A 19,566-nucleotide genomic window follows, 5' to 3' on the forward strand; every position below is an offset into this window, starting at 1 on the left:
TACCAATAACTTAAATACCATGAAAACAAAATTCCTTTTATTATTCTCAATTGCACTACTCACTTTTTCTGGATCATCTTTTGCCCAGGCTCCTGACGATTGTGCAATTTCGTTATCCTATTTCACCGAACCTGCCAAAATAAAAAACTATGAGGCTGCGCTTCCACATTACGAAAAACTAATAAAAGAATGTCCAGACTACAATCTTGCCATCTACCAATATGGCGTTAAAATGTTTGAATATTTTGTTGAAGAAAAAGGAGACAAAAGCAAAGTAACCGATTTAATCCAAGCATATAAATTGAGATTGGAGAATTTTCCGGAAAAAACGAAAGAAGGAGATGTACTTTCTACTATAGCGCAAATAAAATACGATTACGGTATTGGCTCCAAGCTCGAGCAATTTAACGCATTTGACGAAGCGTTTAAAAAACACCCTGAAGATTTCACCAGCGGAAAAAGTCTTTATACCTATTTCTCATTAGCGGTAGAACTTTATAACAACGGTGAGAAAACACTTCAGGAAATTTTTAATCTATACGACGTAGTAATAGATAAAATAGATGCTGAAAAAAACAACCTTGCTTCAAAATTCACTATTTTAATGAATAAAGAGGAAGCAGGCAACACCCTTACCAGCAAAGAAAAACGTGCAAAAGACGTTTACGAAAACAACTTGGGTGTATATACTACTGTTGAAAGCAGTGTTAATGGCACATTGGGTCAATTAGCAGATTGTAAAAATCTAGTTCCGTTTTACGAAAAAGATTTTGAAGAAAAAAAGAACGATATAGACTGGTTAAAATCTGCAAGTAACAGATTGGATGCCAAGGAATGTGAAACGCCATTGTCTAACAAGTTAGCAGTGCGTCTTCACGAATTGGAGCCAAGTTCTACTTCTGCTTATTTATTAGGAAAGCAAGCCGAAGCTGAAGGGAAAGCATCTAAAGCTTTAGAATACTTTAACCAAGCAGCTGATCTTGAAAAAGACAATTCAAAAAAATACAGAATTTATTATAGTATCGCAGAAAACTACCGCAAAAAAGGAAGTTATGGTACTGCAAGAAATTATTACAACAAGATGTTAGAGGTAAAACCATCTGCGGGTATTGCTTACTATAAAATAGGCGCTATGTACGCAGATAGCGCAAACAACTGCGGAAACACAGTTTTCGAAAAAAGAGCTATGTACTGGTTAGCAGCAGACATGATGGATAAAGCAGCTCGTGTAGATGGTTCTGTTGCAGGAAATGCTAGAGCAGCGGCATCGTCATACAGAGGGCGCGCCCCACAACCAAGCGATATTTTCTCTGAAGGTATGGCCGGAAAAACAGTTAAATTTAATTGTTGGGTTGGTGGAAGCGTAAAAGTTCCTAACTTATAGGAATGTACACCCCACTAAATATGTTTAAAAGCGTGATAGCCTTGGTATTGGCTATCACGTTTTTTGCATGTGAAAGCAATTACCAAAACGTAAAAAAACTGAGCCTTTCAGACGGCGCTCCCGTGGCCGAAGGCAAAAACGTAAATTTTAAATATACCGATTCGGGAAAACTGGTTACCAATCTTTTAGCTGAAAAGTTACTGGATTTTTCAAATTTAGAGTTCCCGTATAAAGAATTTCCCAACGGAATTGAAGTTAGATTTTGGGACGACGATGGCAAAAAAAATATTGTAACAGCAGATTATGCCATTCAGTTTGACGAAACGGGCCTGGTAGATTTACGCCAGAATGTAGTAGTTGTTACCGCAGACAGCGTAGTGTTAAAAGCGAACCAACTTTACTGGGACCAAAAAAACAAATGGGTTTTTACCGATAAACCCTATCAAATAAAATTTAAGGATGGTTCGTACAATGAGGGCGCGGTTGGGTTTGACAGCAGTGAAGATTTTACTACCTTTCTATCCCGAAAGAACCAAGGAGTACAATTAGTAGATAAAAATAAAACTATAGATGGTAAATAAAGTATATCGTTTTTTTGAATACGCATATTTAATAATTGCGGCATTTTTTCTTTATGAAACAATAAACAACTGGAACACCCAGCCCAATAGAGCATATTTATTTTTATTCTTCGTTGTGCTAGCAATTTTTATGTTTTTTTTCAAACGAAATTTCAGAAAGAAAATGGAAGAACGAAATAAAAAATAATGCAGCAATTTAAGTTTATAGGTTCAGAAACCAAATCGTAACCCTGTATTCAAAATTAAAAAAACCACAACCTAAAAATTGGATTACAGTATTTTAATTATACTCACCATGCTCATTCTCTCCGCCTTTTTCTCGGGCATGGAGATTGCCTACGTTTCTTCCAACAAAATCCATATAGAAATTGAGAAAAAACAGAACACCTTTTTAGCGGGTATTCTAAAAAAAATAACCCGACGCCCGTCAAAATTTATTGCTACAATGTTGGTTGGTAATAACATTGCGCTGGTTGTTTATGGTTTTTTTATGGGCGATTTGTTAATGCAGTATATTCCACTGGCTGGCTTCGGAGGGCTCTTTGTGCAAACCATAATTTCTACTCTTATTATTTTAATGACCGCAGAGTTTTTGCCTAAAGTGTTCTTTCAAATTTACGCCAATAGTTTGGTTAAAATTTTTGCGTTACCGGCCTACTTTTTTTATGTACTCTTCTCGTTAATTTCTGAATTTGTAATTTGGATTTCAGACCTAGTACTGAAATTAATTTTTAAATCTGAAGGCGATACGGTACAACTCACCTTCAGCAAATTAGAATTGGGCAATTACATTTCGGAACAAATGGATATTGCCGAAACCAAAGACGAAATGGATTCGGAAATACAAATTTTCCAAAACGCTTTAGATTTTTCCGAAGTAAAATCGCGCGAAGCCATGATTCCGCGAACAGAAATTGTAGCAGTAGATATTAACACCACTCCTAAGGAACTCGCCAAAATTTTTACCGAAACCGGCCTTTCAAAAATAATAGTTTACAAAGACAATATAGACGATATTTTAGGCTATGTGCATTCCTTTGAACTCTTTAATAAGCCGGCCAACATTAAAAAAGTTTTAATGCCAGTTGTTTTTGTCCCCGAAACTATGCTCATTAAAGACGTGCTCGGCATCCTGAGTAAAAAAAGAAAGAGTATTGCCGTGGTTATAGATGAATATGGCGGAACCAGCGGCATTATTACCGTAGAAGATATTATTGAAGAACTCTTTGGCGATATAGAAGACGAGCACGACAGTATAGCCCTGATTGAAGAAGAAATTGGCAACGGACATTATAAATTTTCTGCGCGTTTAGAGGTAGATTACATAAATGAAAATTACAACCTTAACCTAGAAGAAAGCGAAAATTATGAAACTTTGGGCGGTTTAATTGTTAACTACACCGAAGAAATTCCCGACCAAGGTGAAACCGTGGAAATTGACGATTATATATTTACAATTCTAGAAGTTTCCAGTACAAAAATTGAACTCGTAGAAGTAAAAAACAACGCGGACGATTAGAATTTGAATTATTCCACACTTTTTTTCATATACTTTTTTATTAATGAGAGGAAAATGGTATTTTCGCCCCCTAAATAACCGAAAAAAAAATACATCCTCAAAATCCTTGACAACAACAAGAAATAAGAGGAACTCACAACCAAATCCTTCATTTTCGAAAGATTGAGAATGAAGAAATATAAATTACTGAAATCAAATGGCAATCTTAAACAGTATTAGAAAAAGAGGGATATTCCTTATCCTTATTATTGCATTGGCACTTTTCGCCTTTATTTTAAGCGATGTTTTAACCAAAGGCGGAGGCACAAAAGTTCAGGATACAATTGCCACCATAAATGGCACAGACGTTTCCAGACAGAGTTTTATGGAACAAGTGGAAGCTACACAGCGAAACATGGGGCCAAATTCCAATGCCACACAAGCCGTTAATATGGTTTGGGAGCGTGAACTTCGTCGTGTAATTCAGGAAGAACAGTATGAAAAAGCAGGACTTTCGGTTGAAAAAGCACAATTAGACGATGCACTTAAAACAACCTTGGCAAACAACCAAACCTTTTTAAATGAAGCTGGACAGGTTGATGATGGCAAAATTCAAGAATACATTGCAAGCATTAAGGCATCTTCACCAGCTATGTATAAACAATGGCTCGATTTTGAAAAAAATACCGAAAATAGCATACTTCAGCGTACCTACTACAATTTGGTTAAAGGTGGCTTACGAACTACCGTTATTGAAGGTGAGCAAGAATACCATTTTCAAAACGACAATTTAAACATTAACTACGTTATGATTCCTTACAGCAAAATTGCTGACGAGGATGTAACCGTTTCTGATGACGAAATAAAGAAATATGTAGCCACGCATCCAAATGATTACGAAGTAGAAGCACAAGCAGATATTCAATATGTATTTTTTTCTGAGCAACCTTCGGAAGAAGATATTGCCGAAGCTAAAATGCAAACAGCCCAATTACTTAACAACAAAGTAGAATATAACCAAAACACTAAAATTAACGACACTATCGCTGGTTTTAGAAATACCAAAAATTACGAAGAATTTGTAAATGCAAATTCCGATGTTCCGTTTTTTGACCGTTGGATGTTTAAAAATGAACTTCCACAAACGGTTGCAGATACATTGATTAACTTAAACGAAGGCGATTTTTACGGTCCTTTTAAAGTTGATAATACATTCTACCTTTCAAAGGTTTTAGAGACCAAAAAAATGCCCGATTCAGCAGCGTCTAAACACATCTTAATTCGCTATGTAGGTACTATGCGCGCTCCCGAAACAATTACAAGAACTAAAGAGGAAGCACGTAAATTGGCAGATAGCATATTAAGCGTAGTTAAAAAAGACAAATCTAAATTCGCAGATCTAGCCAACGAATTATCAGACGATGGGTCCAGTCAAAACGGCGGCGACTTAGGCAGTTCTACTCCAGGCCGAATGGTACCACCTTTTGATAAATTTATTTTCAACAACCCAACGGGAACAATCGGGTTGGTAGAAACAGATTTCGGTTTTCATATTGTGGAGGTTGGCGAACAATCTGAACCTAAAAAAGCTATTAAACTCGCAACTGTTGTAAAAGCCATTGAACCGTCTGACAATACAATTAACGACGTATTTTCCAATGCCTCAAAATTTGAGGTGGCTTTAAAAGACGGCGACTTTTCAGAATTGGCAAAAGCTCAAAATCTAGAAGTAAAACCCGTTAACAATCTTGCTAAAATGGAAGGCAATATTCCCGGACTGGGAGCAAACCGCAGTATTGTAAATTGGGCTTTTGAAGAAGATACCAAAGTTGGAGACTACAAGCGTTTTAGCGTATCAGACGGCTATGTAATTGCACAGCTTACCCGTAAAAATGAAAAAGGTTTAATGAGCGTTGCACAAGCTACCGCCACTGTTAAGCCTATTTTATTAAAGGAGAAAAAAGCCGAAAAAATACGCAATTCGGTTACCGGCAATACGCTCGAGGAAGTTGCCAAAAACCAAAGTGTAAGTGTGCAAACAGCAACTGGTATTACTATGGCCAATCCATTAATTGGAGCCAATAGCGAGCCTAAAGTTGTGGGTACTGCTTTCGGCACTAAACCAGGCGAAACCACCGGGTTAATTAATGGTAACACTGGCGTTTATATGGTAAAAACTACCGCTTTTAATCCTGCTCCAAAACTAGAGTCGTATGTAAACTATGCGAACCAACTAAGTTCTAAAGCAGTTCCAGCGGCACAAAGCGCCGTTTATAACGCACTAAAAAAGAAAGCCGAGATTGAAGATAATCGCGCAACTTTCTATTAATAGTAAATAGATAAACTTATAAAAGCCCTGTTGCACATTTTGCAACAGGGCTTTTTCTTTAAAACTGAAGATGGAATGCTTCGGTTAATCAAAAATATCCATTATTTTTAAGCACTTTTACCAAAAATCACAAAATGGATAATTCAGAAATTATAGCAGCCATAGAGGAAAAATACCGCGCTCTGGGCGAAAATCCCCAAACCTACTTAAACGGTCTTTTACAAGCCAAACCCATTAATTATTGGGATTATATTCAAGTAGACACGCTTTTGTCACTTCAAAAAACGCGAACCGATTTTAAGGACGAAGAAATATTCGTGATGTACCATCAAGTTACCGAACTCACCCTAAAAATGATGGTTCACGAAATAAAACAACTTTCAGAAGGTGAGAATCTTTCAGAAGAAACTTGGATTACAAAGCTAGACCGCTTAAAGCGCTACACTCGTATGCTTATCACTTCATTCGACATTATGAAGGACGGCATGAGCTATGACGATTATAATATTTTTCGCGCAACCCTTACTCCTGCCAGCGGCTTTCAGAGCGCGCAATTTCGCGTGTTAGAAATATATTGCACCAAGCTAGAAAACCTTATAAATAGTCAAGGTAGAGAGCGCATGCCCGACAATCCATCAATTGATGATTATTTTGAAAACATTTATTGGAAAGACGCAGGTTTAAACCGAAAAACCGGTAAAATGACCTTAACGCTACGACAGTTTATTGAAAAATACGAAGCCGATTTTAAGGTCTTAGCCAAAAATACTATGGGGAAAACGCTCGAGGAACGCGTAGCACAAATGCCCAATCCTTCAGACGAACTAAAAGATAAATTAAAACAATTTGATCATTTTTATAATGTAGCCTGGCCCATTGTTCATTTAGATACAGCAAATCATTATTTAAACAGCAAAGGCGAAACTAAAGCCGCGACGGGAGGCTCTGATTGGCAAAAGTACCTCCACCCCAAATATCAGCAGCGCAAATTTTTTCCAGAATTATGGTCGGCTGAAGAAGTTGCAAATTGGGGCGAATAAGCAAAAACAGTGCGACAAGAATTTTACTGATGGACATAAAAACCAAACGCATTTATGAAGATGCCAACAAAACTGATGGCTTTAGGGTTTTAGTAGATAGAATCTGGCCACGTGGCGTGAGTAAAGAAGATGCAAACCTAAACGAATGGATGAAGGAAATAGCCCCTTCAAAAGAGCTTCGGAAATGGTTTGATCACAAAGAAGAACGCTTTGATGAATTCTCCAAAAAGTACAAAAGTGAATTGAAAAAAAAGGATGACCTTGTGCAGCAATTAATAGCGAAGGCAAATGATAAACGCATCACCCTTCTCTATGGAGCCAAAGACGAAAAAAATAACCAAGCCATTGTGTTAAAGGAATATCTCGAAAACCAATAAATTCTTCCCTTTTAAACCTTTTCAGTATTTTTAATGGCTGAAACCAATTTTTTAATTTTAGCATGAAATATTTTGTTGCGCTTTTAATTATCAGCTTTTCTATTACTGCAAAATCTCAAATTCTCAATGCCGAATCACTTCGAAAAGTAACCGACACTTCTGGTTTTTCGGGCTCAGTAAGTCTTGGATTTTCACTTAAACGCAATGTAAATGATTATTTCGCTTTTAGCAGTAGCACCCATCTTCAGTATAAAATGAATAAACATTTAGTACTGCTGAAAAACGATATAGAACTAAAAAATATTGAAGGCAATAAATTTGAGAATGCAGGAATAACACATCTTCGTTATAACTATAAATTTCACCCTCGCATTGCCTGGGAAGTTTTTGCACAAGCTCAGTACAACAAGGTTTCGAAAATAGATTTTAGAGGCTTGTTGGGAATGGGCCCGCGCTTTAAATTAACTACTTCTGAGGATTATAAATTCTATTTTGGCACACAACTAATGTATGAAGTTGAGGAGCTAAACGACGGTTTTACCGCAATTCAGCGCGGATTTAGAAGCACTTCCTATCTTTCTTTCAGCTTATACCCTACCGAAACTGTGACTATTGTTAGCACTACCTATTATCAACCCCGAATAAGTGATTTTGGCGATTACCGTATTTCAAATCAGAGCTCATTGCTTGTAGATCTTTTTAAAAATTTTGCCTTTAAAACTACGTACACCTTTATTTATGACGAAACCCCAGCGGTTGGAATTCCAAATTCCCAATACAATTTGGAAAGCGGTTTTGTTTATTCTTTCGATTAAATTGTTAAACTTTAGTAAGGATAGGACTTTTTAAAAGACTACTTCGCTATATTTACCTCAATTCGCAAACCGAATTGCTTCAATTTACGTATCTATAACCAAACTTCATTATGGCCAACAACAATTATTACGACCCCGCAGATCTTAAAAAATTTGGAAAAATCTCAGAATGGAGCAAGGAGCTCGGCGACAAATTTTTTGAGTATTACGGAAAAGTTTTTGAAGAAGGTGCGCTTACTGCACGCGAAAAATCGCTAATCGCACTTGCCGTTGCCCATACCGAAATGTGCCCGTATTGCATTGATGCATATTCACAAGATGGATTGCAGCGCGGCATCACTAAGGAAGAAATGATGGAGGCCGTACACGTGGGAGCCGCTATTAAAAGCGGTGCCACCTTGGTACACGGCGTAATGATGATGAACAAGGTGAACAAGTTAGAAATGTAGCGCCGCAGAACAATGTGCCACCGTCGGTAAAAAGCAATGTTTTACAATTTGCGTTTTAGAACAGTATTTCGAATATTTTAAAATGATTACATGCCCAATATTAAAAAGAAAAAGCAACAATCCCTTCATAAACGCGATAGCGAATTTGCAATTGCAAATAAACAACTCGAAAAACTTTCTAACGGCATTTTTGCCAATGGTGAGCTACCTACTTTTTCCGAAAAAATAAAAGAAACAGACCAGTTTCCCTTACGACCTTCAAAACTGGAGATTCTTCAAATTAATGTTGGTTATATGTGCAATCAGGTTTGCGAACATTGCCACGTAGATGCAGGCCCCGATCGCAAAGAAATAATGACGCGCGAAACCATGTTGCAGTGTTTGGAAGTAATTAAAAATACTGGCGCGCATACCTTAGATCTTACCGGCGGCGCCCCGGAAATGAATCCAGATTTTCGCTGGTTTGTTGAAGAAGCGAGCAAAGCTGGCATTCAGGATTTTATAGTGCGAAGCAATCTAACAATTATTCGCGCCAACAAAAAATACCACGATTTGCCCGAATTCTTTAAAAAACACGATGTACACGTAGTGAGTAGCATGCCGCATTGGACGCGTGGCAAAACCGACAAACAAAGAGGCGAGGGTGTTTTTGACCAATCTATTAAAGCTTTGCAGGAACTAAATGCCGTTGGTTACGGTATGCCAAACAGCAACCTGCGATTAGATTTGGTTTACAATCCGAGCGGCGCCTTTTTACCAGGCGATCAAACAAGTATGGAAAAAGATTTTAAAAAAGCATTACTCGAAGATTTTGGGATATATTTTCACAACCTTTTTGCCATTACAAATTTACCTATTTCGCGATTTTTGGATTATTTAATCGCTTCTGAAAATTACGAAGATTATATGTATTCCTTAGTGGAAGCCTACAATCCTGCGGCTGTAAAAAACGTAATGTGCCGCAATACCATTTCCATTAGTTGGGACGGATATTTATACGATTGCGATTTCAATCAAATGTTGGAACTAAAGGTAGCTAGCCAAATCCAGCATATTTCAGAATATAATGAAGATATTTTAAACAACAGAAAAATAATTGTGTCACAACACTGCTACGGTTGTACTGCAGGGGCAGGAAGTAGCTGCCAGGGCGTGGTTACAAATTAAATTCAGTACAGACTTTCACCTTTATAAAATCAGTTGGATCGTTATCATTCCATGAAAAAATTTCTACCATTTTTATTGCTTGTTTTTGTCTTTGGCTTATCCTTCGCCCAAAAACCGCTTGACGAACTTTTAGATCAATACAATTCACAGAGTATTTCCTATATTTCCGTGGAAGAACTGCGTATGTTACAATTGAATGATACCGTTCTAATTCTTGACGCGCGCGAGCCAGAAGAATTTCAGACAAGCCATATAAACACATCAATACACGTGGGTTTCAACAATTTTTCTATGGAAGAAAAACAGCTTCAAAAGCTCGATAAAAACCTTCCAGTAGTAGTTTATTGCTCGGTGGGAATTCGTTCCGAAAAAATTGGCGAAAAATTAAAAAAAGCTGGTTTTACTAATATTAAAAACCTCTACGGCGGTATCTTTGCATGGAAAAATAAAGGCTATCCAGTGGTAGATTCCACTGGCAATGAAACTGAAAACGTACACGCTTTTTCCAAGCATTGGAGTAAGTATCTGCACGGCGGCAACCCGATGTACTAAGTTCTGCTAGCCTTAAAAATAGTATAATACCATGGCTTTATTAACCTCTAAAAATACAAAAAGCGACAACGAAATGGCGCGTAATTTTTACTTTCCATCTTCAAAAAAAGCATTAATTATATTTACCCGAAACCCGGAATTGGGCAAGGTAAAAACCCGATTGGCTAAATCTGTAGGTGATGAAAATGCCTTAAATATTTACAAGTTTCTCTTAAAACACACCGTAGAAATTACAAAAAATATTAACGCAGATAAATATATTTTTTATTCCGAAAACATTCATCGAGACGATATTTGGGATCCGGAAATTTTCAGAAAAAAGCTGCAATCCGGAAGTAATTTAGGTGAAAAAATGAACAATGCATTTTCAGAATTATTTGAAATGGGCTACGGAAACATTCTGATTGTAGGAAGCGATATTTATGATTTAAGCCAAAAAGACATTGAAAACGCCTTCGAAGTTTTACAAAAAAACCAGTTGGTAATTGGTCCGGCGGAAGATGGTGGCTATTATTTACTGGGAATGAAAGAATTGCATTCAAAAATATTTCAAAATAAAAATTGGGGTACAAGTTCCGTTTTGGAAGAAACCTTAATCGATTTAAGAAATGAAAAAGTGGTGCTTTTGGAAGAGCGAAACGACATTGATTATTACGAAGATATTAAGGAACTAGATGCTTTTCAACAATTTTTACCTCCTCATTTAGACAAAAACTTTTTATAAATATGACAGCTTTAAAATATATTGAAGAAGCAGCAGCATACCTTCAGCAGCGAGGTATTGAAAAACCCGAAATAGGAATAATTCTCGGCACTGGCCTTGGAAAAATTATTGACAACGTAACTGTTGAAGTTGAAGTTAGCTATAATCACATTCCAAATTTTCCCACTGCAACCGTAGAATTTCACAAAGGAAAATTAATTTACGGCACGCTTGAAGGTAAAAAGGTATTGCTAATGCAGGGGCGTTTTCACATTTACGAGGGGTATTCGCTTACAGACGTAACCTTCCCGGTTCGCGTTATGCACCTTTTGGGCATTAAACATTTGCTGGTGAGCAATGCCTCGGGCGCGATAAATCTCGATTTCAAAAAAGGTGAAATTATGCTTATTGACGATCATATTAATTTGCAGGGCAATTCGCCGCTAGCCTTTCGTGGAGTTGAAAAAATGGGCGAACGTTTTGTAGATATGAGTGCACCCTACAATGCTGCCATGAACGAAAAACTGGAGCAGATCGCTTCCGAAAAAAATATAAAACTACACAAAGGCGTGTATGCCAGCGTCGTTGGACCGCAACTGGAAACTCGCGCCGAATACCGCTATTTAAAGATTATTGGTGCCGATGCCGTGGGAATGAGCACCGTACCGGAGGTTATCGTTGCCAACCACTTAGGATTACCAGTTTCGGCCGTTTCAATCTTAACAGATGAATGTAATCCAGACAGTCTTAAACCCGTTGACATTGAAGAAATAATTGCAATGGCCGCCAAAGCAGAGCCCGATATGATTACCCTCTTTACTGAGCTAATTAAGCAATTGTAAATTATTTCAATACGGCACGACTAAAGAAATCTTGGAAAAATACTTCGAAATATTTAAAAACTCCTACCACGGATACTTTAACTATCTGTGGCGGGAAATAACGTATTTCCATTGGGAAAACTATTTCTATGGATTGATTCTGGTTTCTTTATTGGTCTGGGTTTTGGAGCTGCTCTTTCCATGGAGGAAGCAACAAAAGGTGTTTCGAAAAGACTTTTGGTTAGATACTTTTTATATGTTCTTCAATTTTTTTCTGTTGAATTTAATTGTACTAATCTTCCTTTCCAACGCAACGGCCGAACTTTTTAACGACTTGTTATCGGTCGTGGGATTAAAGCTTTCAAGTTTTCAGCTTTTAGATTTAGACGCCCTGCCCTTTGGCATCGGACTTTTAATATTCTTTTTAATTACGGATTTTGTGCAGTGGAACACGCATCGTTTACTCCACTACTCTCCTTTTCTGTGGAATTTTCACAAGTTGCACCACTCTGTTAAGGAAATGGGGTTTGCGGCACATCTGCGCTATCATTGGATGGAACCAGTGGTGTATAAATCCTTACTGTACATTCCGTTGGCAATTATTGGCGGTTTTAATGTGGAATCTGTTGCCATTGTGCATTTTTCGGCACTTGCAATCGGTCATCTAAACCATGCCAATTTGGGCTGGGATTACGGCTTTTTAAAATATATTTTCAACAATCCTAAAATGCACATTTGGCACCACGCTAAAGTTTTGCCAAAACACGCCCAATACGGTGTTAATTTCGGGATTAGTTTAAGTCTTTGGGATTATCTTTTTAAAACGAACCATATTCCGCACGACGGTCGCGACATTGAGCTGGGCTTTGATGGAGATGAAAAATTTCCTTCCGGTTTTATTTCACAGGAATTATATCCTATAAAAACCAAAAGGCGAACTAATTCGTAATTATTTTAAATCCTGAAAACTGTTATAAATGAAAACGATCTTCAATCTCGCCACCTTATTATTTTTAGTATGCTCACTCCAAAGTTGCAATCTGCTATCGGCCGCGGGTATTAGTAGCCAAGGACAACCTACAAAGAAAGTACAATCCAATCTCACCTCAACCACAGCAAATTCTGCCGTAAATATTGATCATTCGCAATGGGACAAATTGCTGAAAAAACATGTAAACAGCGACGGAATGGTAGATTATAAAGCGTTTAAAAAAGACGAAGCCAAACTGGATGGATATTTAAAAATGCTTTCGGAAAAAAATCCAACCAACAACTGGAGCGTTCAGGAATTGCTCGCTTTTTACATAAACCTTTACAATGCAGCTACGGTAAAATTGATCGTGGAAAATTACCCACTAAAAAGCATAAAAGATATTGATGGCGCTTGGACCAAAGGACGTGTGGCAGTGGGCGATAAAATGCTTTCGCTCGGCGGAATTGAAAACGGAATACTTCGGAAAATGAACGAACCACGCATTCATTTCGCTATAAATTGTGCTTCTATTTCCTGCCCAAAACTTTTAGACGAAGCTTATACCGCCGCAAAAATTAACGAGCAATTGGACCGCGCGACAAACGAATTTATCAATAGCGACAAGAACGATATTTCTGCGAGCAACCCAAAGGTTTCCTCAATTTTTGATTGGTATGCAAAAGATTATAAAGTAAACGGCAAACAGGATGTAATAGCATTTATTAATCAATATTCTAATACAAAAATAAATGCAAACGCTACTTTAAGCTATAAAAACTATGATTGGAACCTAAACGATCAGTAGTAGGCGAATCATTTAAAAATTTTAAATCTCAACATGCTTTCAATCATCATCCCCGTTTTAAACGAAGCCGAAATCATAACCGAGTTGCTTCAAAAACTGCCCGCCCGACTTTCGGGAAAATATCGGGCCGATATAATATTTGTAGATGGCGGAAGCACAGACGGCACACAGTCATTAATCAATACCTATGTAACGAAAACGGTACAGCCCCAAAGTATTTATAGCATTCGCCTACTTTCTTCCGAAAAAGGTCGCGCAAAACAGATGAACGAAGGAGCAAAACACGCTCTAAGTGAAATACTGTACTTTTTGCACGCCGATTCATTTCCACCTAAAAAATTTGATAAATATATTGTTGCCGAAGTAAACAAAGGCAATCCGGCTGGCTGTTTCCGGTTAAAATTTGACAGTAATCATTGGTGGTTGCAATTGGCAGGCTGGTTAACGCGGTTTAACTGGAAAGCTTGTCGCGGCGGTGACCAAAGCCAATTTATCACCAAACAGCTTTTTAATTCTATCGGTGGTTTTGATGAAGATTATATAATTTACGAAGACAATATTTTAATAGGACAACTTTACAAACGAAAAAAGTTTGTAGTAATACCTAAAAAACTAACGACCTCCGCACGACTTTACAGGCAAAAAGGGGTTTGGAACTTACAGTATCATTTTTGGGCAATCTATGTAAAACGCGGGGTTGGCGCAGATGCCGACGAATTATATCAGTACTATTTGAAGCATATCAAGCAAGTGAATTCAACGGAAATTTCAGAAGAAAAATTTTCCAATCAAATTGTTGAAAATTAAACAGATTTAAAATCTTTCAATTTTCAAAGAGGTTTCTTTCCAAAATTTTTAGGATATTGTACAGAAAAACAAACAAAAAACATAGCTATGAACATTTTTGAAGCCATTAGAAAAGACCACGATAAACAACGCGAACTTTGCCGTTTGGTAACCTCCACTTCGGGCGATTCAAAAGGAAGGAAGGAAATGTGGGAAAAACTGAAGCACGAGTTAAAAATTCACGCTGATGCAGAGGAACGCACCTTTTATTCACCATTAATCCACAACGATATGATGCAGGAACACGCCCGCCACGGGATAGCCGAACATCACGAAATGGATGAACTCATGGAAAAAGTAGATGAGACCGATATGGATTCGCCAGCTTGGTTAGTGTACGCCAAACAATTGTGCGAAAAAGTTGAGCATCATTTGGAGGATGAGGAGCACAGTTTTTTTCAATTGGCAGGCAAGGTTTTCACCGAAGCACAAAAAACCGCAATCGCCAAAGATTATTTAAAACAAATGGAGGAAAACAGGTAACTGTTTAAAATAGTTACTCTTTATGGTCCATAATATTTTGCAATAATTTTCTGTGCTGGTTTATTTTGTGGCGTAAACTGAGTGTTCCTTGCACCTCCAACTTTATCGTTGGCAATAAACCATTTCCACAAAAAACCACCGGCGAACCACTGTTCATTCCAAACGCTTTTATACAGTCCTTCAAGTAAATTTGCCTGTGCTTTTAAATTTATGGAAGTCATTTCCCGATCGCTTCTCCAAGGCTCCTTCCCGCTTAAATCAACGCTTCGGTAACCGTATTCCGTAAAGAGAATTTTTTTATTTTCCTTATCCGAAATGGTTTGCAATTCTGTTTTCCATCGGCCCCAGCCTATTTTGGTTTCCTCTACTGTTGGCGTTTTTTGGTCTGAAATAGGGAAATACGCATTTACGCCAATATAGTCCAACGCATCCCAAAATGGAACTTGTTTGTACTCATCCCAATTGGCGGCATAGGTCACTTTTCCGTTGAAAATAGTTTTTACTTCAGCAATCAATTCGCGCCAAAATGCTGGGCGGTGTTCAATAAATTTTTCCAATTCGGTTCCTACACAGAAGATTTCAATATTTTCAGTTTCGGCAACTTTTGCAAAATCCAGAATGAAATTTTTATAGGTTTCTTCAAGTTGAAGCCAATCTGCTTCCGAAGCCATTTCAACATAGCCCGTAAATTCGCCGTTCCAAACCCAGATTTGAGGTTTCAACATTACCCTTATTCCGTTTTGATGAAGCATGTTAACATATTGCGCTACCCCTTCGTACGTTTCGCCAAACCATTGCCGCTTTTGATTGTATATAATTTCGGGATGATTCAAACCTTTTATAAAGCCAAAAGGCATCACCGTTACATAATTGGGATGGACCGTTTGTAACGCAACAATGTGCCTCGCCGAAAGTGAATCGGCAGCAGCCACAAAGCTCACGCCGTTAATTTTTGTAGATGCATTTTCAATAGTAGGTAAATCTAAAGAAGCATCCTTCTTTTGTGCACAGCCAGCACAAAAGAATATTATAAAAATGCAGCAAACAAAACGGTTAATAGGCTTCATAATAAAAGTTGAAGTTGAAATTACTGTTTTATTTCAGAATTTTTGTAAAAATTAATAACTGTTTTAAATCAGCCCCACATGTAATTGCGTAAATTTATAAACGACTGAAGAAAACAAGCATCAAAAGTATGGAGCACATTGTTATTATAGGCAACGGTATTGCGGGCATTACCGCAGCGCGACACATCAGGAAACTTTCAAATAAAAAAATTACCATCATTTCTGCTGAAACCGATCATTTTTTCTCCCGCACTGCTTTGATGTACGTTTATATGGGCCATATGCGGTGGCGCGATATAGAACCCTACGAATCTTGGTTTTGGGAAAAAAACAGACTGGAACTCAAAAATGCTTACGTTGAAACGGTAGATACCAACAACCAAACGCTTTATTTTAAAGGTGGCGGCAGTATAATTTACGATAAGCTAATAATTGCCTCTGGCTCCGTAACAAACACGTTTGGATGGGATGGACTGGAACTTAATGGCGTACAAGGTCTGGTGTCAAAACAGGATTTGGAAAAGCTAGAAACTAATGCTCCCAACAATAAAGAATGTCCGCGTGCTGTAATAATTGGCGGTGGTTTAATAGGCGTTGAAATGGCCGAAATGCTCCGCACTCGCGATATTGAAGTTACGATGCTTGTTCGCGAAGATGGTTTTTGGGCCAATGTGCTTCCAAAACAAGATGCCGAAATGATTTCTCGACACATTATTTCGCACGGTGTAGATCTTCGGCATAACACCGAATTGGATAAAATTCTAGATGATGGCAAAGGTAATGTGCGCGCCGTTTTAACTAAAAATGGCGAGGAAATTCCCTGTAGTGTTGTTGGAATTACCACCGGGGTAAAACCACAAATTTCATTTCTAAAAAACTCAAAAATTGAAACCGATAGAGGTATTTTGGTAAACCGTTTACTAGAAACAAATATTCAAAATGTATACGCAATTGGCGACTGTGCCCAACAACGGGAGCCCATCGGCAATCGCCCACCCGTAGAGGCGGTTTGGTACACCGGCCGAATGATGGGTGAGGCTTTGGCGCAGACTATAAGCGGAAAACCTTTTGAGTACAATCCTGGCAATTGGTTTAACAGCGCTAAATTTTTTGATATTGAATACCAAACGTACGGCTGGGTTTTTTCGGAAGAACGAAAAAAGGAATACGAAGTTCAATTTCATTGGAAATGCGCAAGCGACCTTCGTTGTATAACTATTTCATACCATAAAAATTCCAATGAATTTCTGGGTATAAATACGTTCGGAATACGGATGAGACAGGAAGTTTTTGATACTTGGCTCAACGAAAAAAGAAGTGTGGATTATGTAATCGAAAATTTAAAGCAAGCCAACTTCGACCCAGAATTTTATAAAAAATATGAAAACGAGATTTTGAGAGAATTCTTGTCATTAAATAAAACAGCAGTTTCCTAAAAACCTCACAGGTCTGGGAGACCTGTGAGGTCTAATTCCAAATAATATGAGTACAGTACAAAGAAATATGTCGCTTACGGGCGAACCGCCAAAAACCATAAACACGCAACAAAAGTTGGCTTCCGCCATAGGTTTAATTGGTTTGACCATACTCTTTTTGGCACTATTAAATGTAAGTTTTCCCAATAGAGCAATTTGGCTTACCACATCACTATTAATGATTGGCGGAGGAACCGTTTGGTTCTCTAATGCAGCGTATTTAAACAAACACGAAGGAATTAAAAACGACGGTGTCTATTTTAAATCGCTTACCTCTAAAGGGTTTTGGGCGTGGATTTTAGGCATAGCACTCACCTTATTTTATGTTTTGCTGTATTGGTTTCCACAATATTTGGGATTGGCTCAAAATGGTGATAATACAGGGCTCGTAGCACTTTTTGATCCGCTTAGCGAGGTTTTAAACGGTGGTCCCGCAAGCCAATGGTTTGTTTATGGCACCCTTTATACACTAGCTATTTTGGCATTTGGAATAAAATTTATTTTAAAATATCGCCACAATAAATACGAGAAATTACGCACCTATTCGGTCATGTTTTTTCAATTGGGTTTTGCGTTTCTTATTCCCGAGCTTATGTCCAGATTAAATAATGACACTTTCTCGCTGCCCTATTACGACCTTAAAAATATCTGGCCGCTTAACTATTATAATTTCGAGCAGTACCGTGTAGATCAGTTTATTTCGGCCGGTGATATTGGCTTGGCTTTGTTGATTTTTGGAATCGTTTCAATTTTTATAATCACCCCAATTTTAACTTATAAGTACGGCAAGCGCTGGTACTGTAGTTGGGTGTGCGGTTGTGGCGGACTCGCCGAAACGGCTGGCGATCCATTTAGGCATTTGAGCGACAAACGGCAGATAGCCTGGAAGGTGGAACGTTGGGTAATACACAGTGTGTTGGTTTTTGTAGTGTTAATGACAACGGCAGTAGTGCACAGCTATTTGGGCGACGACAGCACAAAATATTGGTTAACAAAAGATGTATTTCTACTCTCCGTGGCAGTAATTTTAACGGCAGTTGTCGTAGGTACTTGGATTTTTAAAAGAGAAGAATTGCAAAAAGATGCGCGTTATGGGGCAATTGGTTATTTCGTGATTATTATTTCGTTGATCGGGTTTCACTTTTTTTCAGGAAAGACTTTGTTTCTATTTGAAGCAGAAACCCTTCGTCAGAGCTATGGTTTTTTGATCGGTGCCGTTTTTAGCGGGGTGATTGGTGTAGGATTTTACCCAATCTTCGGAAGCCGGGTTTGGTGCCGTTTCGGTTGCCCGATGGCGGCAATTTTGGGATTTCAGCAACGGCTTTTTTCGCGGTTCAGAATTACCACAAACGGCGGGCAATGCATTAGTTGTGGCAATTGTTCCACCTATTGCGAAATGGGCATTGACGTACGCGCATACGCCCAAAAAGGTGAAAACATTGTACGTTCCAGCTGTGTAGGCTGTGGAATTTGCTCTGCGGTTTGTCCGCGTGGGGTTTTAAAACTTGAAAATGGTCCGTTGGAAAAACGCATCAATAGCAACGAAATTTTACTTGGTAACGACGTAGATTTAATGCATTATGTGAGCAAATAATCAGTGGTCAGTTGTCAGTTGTCAGTTGTCAGTGGTCAGTTGTCAGTTGTCAGTGGTCAGTTGTCAGTTGTCAGTTGTCAGTTGTCAGTGGTCAGTTGTCAGTTGTCAGTGGTCAGTTGTCAGTTGTCAGTTTCAAATTACTCATTATTCATTATTTTAATCCTTTTCTTTTAAAATTCACCCAAAGCGAAAAAACCAAAGCTAGCAGCGTAAAAACTAACGTTAATATTTCAACGAGTTGTGCATCGGGCCGCCAGCCGGAAAACGTTTCCACCAAAAAGCTTATGTAGCTATTCGGTAGATTGGTTTTACCCAAGTTACGCAAAATATCGTAATGCCAATCGGTTAAAAAACAATAACCGAAACCATTCCAAATGCCTAAAACAAGCCACGAAAAAAGGGTAAGTGCCAAAGTGAAAAAATGGAGCTTTCGTGTTTTTCTAAAAATCCAGCCAAAAAGATTAAAAACAATAAGCCCTGAATGAAAAACGATAAAAAACCAATTGCCGAATTGAAGCCAGAAATTTTCCAAGGGGAATTTTAATTTTTTGAATTAGTAAAATGCCACAATTTAAAGTTTATTTTTCTGAAATTCGCAAATCTAAAG

The 19,566-nt window shown here is 38.0% G+C and carries 20 protein-coding genes; 18 read left to right on the plus strand and 2 right to left on the minus strand.

Annotated elements, in window-relative coordinates:
• Positions 1–19 precede the first annotated feature (19 nt).
• The 16 genes from QCQ61_RS02255 (at position 20) to QCQ61_RS02335 (ending at position 14,823) form a co-directional block, all read left to right on the plus strand.
• The gene (locus QCQ61_RS02255; RefSeq protein WP_279449096.1) at positions 20–1,384 is read left to right on the plus strand and encodes a tetratricopeptide repeat protein; all 1,365 of its coding nucleotides are present in this window, start codon (positions 20–22) and stop codon (positions 1,382–1,384) included.
• A 2-nt stretch (positions 1,385–1,386) separates the two neighbouring features.
• Complete coding sequence (gene lptC, locus QCQ61_RS02260) at positions 1,387–1,965, plus strand: LPS export ABC transporter periplasmic protein LptC (protein ID WP_279449097.1); 579 nt, start codon at positions 1,387–1,389, stop codon at positions 1,963–1,965.
• A gap of 265 nt (positions 1,966–2,230) precedes the next feature.
• A complete protein-coding gene (locus QCQ61_RS02270) occupies positions 2,231–3,484 on the plus strand; it encodes a hemolysin family protein (protein WP_279449099.1) in 1,254 nt (417 codons plus the stop codon).
• 196 nt (positions 3,485–3,680) lie between these two features.
• On the plus strand, positions 3,681–5,792 hold the full coding sequence (locus tag QCQ61_RS02275) for a peptidylprolyl isomerase (RefSeq protein ID WP_279449100.1): 2,112 nt from the start codon (positions 3,681–3,683) through the stop codon (positions 5,790–5,792).
• Positions 5,793–5,926: 134 nt separating this feature from the next.
• Positions 5,927–6,832 carry a tryptophan 2,3-dioxygenase family protein gene (locus QCQ61_RS02280; RefSeq protein WP_279449101.1) on the plus strand — a complete coding sequence of 302 codons (906 nt, stop codon included), beginning with the start codon at positions 5,927–5,929 and terminating at the stop codon, positions 6,830–6,832.
• A gap of 29 nt (positions 6,833–6,861) precedes the next feature.
• Positions 6,862–7,209, plus strand: coding sequence for a DUF488 domain-containing protein (locus tag QCQ61_RS02285; protein WP_279449102.1), 348 nt, complete (start codon positions 6,862–6,864; stop codon positions 7,207–7,209).
• A 62-nt stretch (positions 7,210–7,271) separates the two neighbouring features.
• On the plus strand, positions 7,272–8,024 hold the full coding sequence (locus QCQ61_RS02290) for a DUF481 domain-containing protein (protein ID WP_279449103.1): 753 nt from the start codon (positions 7,272–7,274) through the stop codon (positions 8,022–8,024).
• Positions 8,025–8,134: 110 nt separating this feature from the next.
• A complete protein-coding gene (locus QCQ61_RS02295) occupies positions 8,135–8,473 on the plus strand; it encodes an arsenosugar biosynthesis-associated peroxidase-like protein (RefSeq protein ID WP_279449104.1) in 339 nt (112 codons plus the stop codon).
• 90 nt (positions 8,474–8,563) lie between these two features.
• Positions 8,564–9,640 carry an arsenosugar biosynthesis radical SAM (seleno)protein ArsS gene (gene arsS / locus QCQ61_RS02300; RefSeq protein ID WP_279449105.1) on the plus strand — a complete coding sequence of 359 codons (1,077 nt, stop codon included), beginning with the start codon at positions 8,564–8,566 and terminating at the stop codon, positions 9,638–9,640.
• A 51-nt stretch (positions 9,641–9,691) separates the two neighbouring features.
• Positions 9,692–10,192, plus strand: a complete 501-nt coding sequence (locus tag QCQ61_RS02305) for a rhodanese-like domain-containing protein (RefSeq protein WP_279449106.1) — start codon at positions 9,692–9,694, stop codon at positions 10,190–10,192.
• Between the two features lie 31 nt (positions 10,193–10,223).
• Complete coding sequence (locus tag QCQ61_RS02310) at positions 10,224–10,916, plus strand: TIGR04282 family arsenosugar biosynthesis glycosyltransferase (RefSeq protein ID WP_279449107.1); 693 nt, start codon at positions 10,224–10,226, stop codon at positions 10,914–10,916.
• A gap of 2 nt (positions 10,917–10,918) precedes the next feature.
• A complete protein-coding gene (locus tag QCQ61_RS02315) occupies positions 10,919–11,737 on the plus strand; it encodes a purine-nucleoside phosphorylase (RefSeq protein ID WP_279449108.1) in 819 nt (272 codons plus the stop codon).
• Positions 11,738–11,768: 31 nt separating this feature from the next.
• Positions 11,769–12,665 carry a sterol desaturase family protein gene (locus QCQ61_RS02320; RefSeq protein WP_279449109.1) on the plus strand — a complete coding sequence of 299 codons (897 nt, stop codon included), beginning with the start codon at positions 11,769–11,771 and terminating at the stop codon, positions 12,663–12,665.
• Positions 12,666–12,693: 28 nt separating this feature from the next.
• Complete coding sequence (locus QCQ61_RS02325; RefSeq protein WP_279449110.1) at positions 12,694–13,494, plus strand: DUF547 domain-containing protein; 801 nt, start codon at positions 12,694–12,696, stop codon at positions 13,492–13,494.
• 33 nt (positions 13,495–13,527) lie between these two features.
• Positions 13,528–14,301 carry a TIGR04283 family arsenosugar biosynthesis glycosyltransferase gene (locus QCQ61_RS02330; RefSeq protein ID WP_279449111.1) on the plus strand — a complete coding sequence of 258 codons (774 nt, stop codon included), beginning with the start codon at positions 13,528–13,530 and terminating at the stop codon, positions 14,299–14,301.
• Between the two features lie 87 nt (positions 14,302–14,388).
• Positions 14,389–14,823 (plus strand): hemerythrin domain-containing protein, encoded by a 435-nt coding sequence (locus QCQ61_RS02335; protein WP_279449112.1) that lies wholly within the window; start codon positions 14,389–14,391, stop codon positions 14,821–14,823.
• Positions 14,824–14,843: 20 nt separating this feature from the next.
• On the opposite strand, the gene QCQ61_RS02340 is transcribed toward QCQ61_RS02335, so the two are convergent.
• Complete coding sequence (locus tag QCQ61_RS02340) at positions 14,844–15,890, minus strand: glycoside hydrolase family 113 (RefSeq protein ID WP_279449113.1); 1,047 nt, start codon at positions 15,888–15,890, stop codon at positions 14,844–14,846.
• Positions 15,891–16,018: 128 nt separating this feature from the next.
• Here QCQ61_RS02340 and QCQ61_RS02345 point away from each other — a divergent pair, with 128 nt between their 5' ends.
• The gene (locus tag QCQ61_RS02345) at positions 16,019–17,326 is read left to right on the plus strand and encodes an NAD(P)/FAD-dependent oxidoreductase (protein ID WP_279449114.1); all 1,308 of its coding nucleotides are present in this window, start codon (positions 16,019–16,021) and stop codon (positions 17,324–17,326) included.
• A 46-nt stretch (positions 17,327–17,372) separates the two neighbouring features.
• Positions 17,373–18,959 carry a 4Fe-4S binding protein gene (locus QCQ61_RS02350; protein ID WP_279449115.1) on the plus strand — a complete coding sequence of 529 codons (1,587 nt, stop codon included), beginning with the start codon at positions 17,373–17,375 and terminating at the stop codon, positions 18,957–18,959.
• Positions 18,960–19,110: 151 nt separating this feature from the next.
• Here the strand turns inward: QCQ61_RS02350 and QCQ61_RS02355 are convergent, their stop codons facing one another.
• Positions 19,111–19,491, minus strand: coding sequence for a DUF2784 family protein (locus QCQ61_RS02355; protein WP_279449116.1), 381 nt, complete (start codon positions 19,489–19,491; stop codon positions 19,111–19,113).
• Positions 19,492–19,566: the final 75 nt, after the last annotated feature.

It is taken from the genome of Aequorivita marisscotiae, from assembly GCF_029814825.1.
Taxonomy (GTDB): domain Bacteria; phylum Bacteroidota; class Bacteroidia; order Flavobacteriales; family Flavobacteriaceae; genus Aequorivita; species Aequorivita marisscotiae.

Coding starts and splice junctions, on each gene's coding strand:
- QCQ61_RS02275 (WP_279449100.1), top strand. CDS start 3,681: ATGGCAATCTTAAACAGTATTAGAAAAAGAGGGATATTCCTTATCCTT.
- QCQ61_RS02335 (WP_279449112.1), top strand. CDS start 14,389: ATGAACATTTTTGAAGCCATTAGAAAAGACCACGATAAACAACGCGAA.
- QCQ61_RS02330 (WP_279449111.1), top strand. CDS start 13,528: ATGCTTTCAATCATCATCCCCGTTTTAAACGAAGCCGAAATCATAACC.
- QCQ61_RS02350 (WP_279449115.1), top strand. CDS start 17,373: ATGAGTACAGTACAAAGAAATATGTCGCTTACGGGCGAACCGCCAAAA.
- QCQ61_RS02285 (WP_279449102.1), top strand. CDS start 6,862: ATGGACATAAAAACCAAACGCATTTATGAAGATGCCAACAAAACTGAT.
- QCQ61_RS02280 (WP_279449101.1), top strand. CDS start 5,927: ATGGATAATTCAGAAATTATAGCAGCCATAGAGGAAAAATACCGCGCT.
- QCQ61_RS02310 (WP_279449107.1), top strand. CDS start 10,224: ATGGCTTTATTAACCTCTAAAAATACAAAAAGCGACAACGAAATGGCG.
- QCQ61_RS02295 (WP_279449104.1), top strand. CDS start 8,135: ATGGCCAACAACAATTATTACGACCCCGCAGATCTTAAAAAATTTGGA.
- QCQ61_RS02305 (WP_279449106.1), top strand. CDS start 9,692: ATGAAAAAATTTCTACCATTTTTATTGCTTGTTTTTGTCTTTGGCTTA.
- lptC (WP_279449097.1), top strand. CDS start 1,387: ATGTACACCCCACTAAATATGTTTAAAAGCGTGATAGCCTTGGTATTG.
- QCQ61_RS02290 (WP_279449103.1), top strand. CDS start 7,272: ATGAAATATTTTGTTGCGCTTTTAATTATCAGCTTTTCTATTACTGCA.
- arsS (WP_279449105.1), top strand. CDS start 8,564: ATGCCCAATATTAAAAAGAAAAAGCAACAATCCCTTCATAAACGCGAT.
- QCQ61_RS02315 (WP_279449108.1), top strand. CDS start 10,919: ATGACAGCTTTAAAATATATTGAAGAAGCAGCAGCATACCTTCAGCAG.
- QCQ61_RS02255 (WP_279449096.1), top strand. CDS start 20: ATGAAAACAAAATTCCTTTTATTATTCTCAATTGCACTACTCACTTTT.
- QCQ61_RS02345 (WP_279449114.1), top strand. CDS start 16,019: ATGGAGCACATTGTTATTATAGGCAACGGTATTGCGGGCATTACCGCA.
- QCQ61_RS02325 (WP_279449110.1), top strand. CDS start 12,694: ATGAAAACGATCTTCAATCTCGCCACCTTATTATTTTTAGTATGCTCA.
- QCQ61_RS02340 (WP_279449113.1), bottom strand. CDS start 15,890: ATGAAGCCTATTAACCGTTTTGTTTGCTGCATTTTTATAATATTCTTT.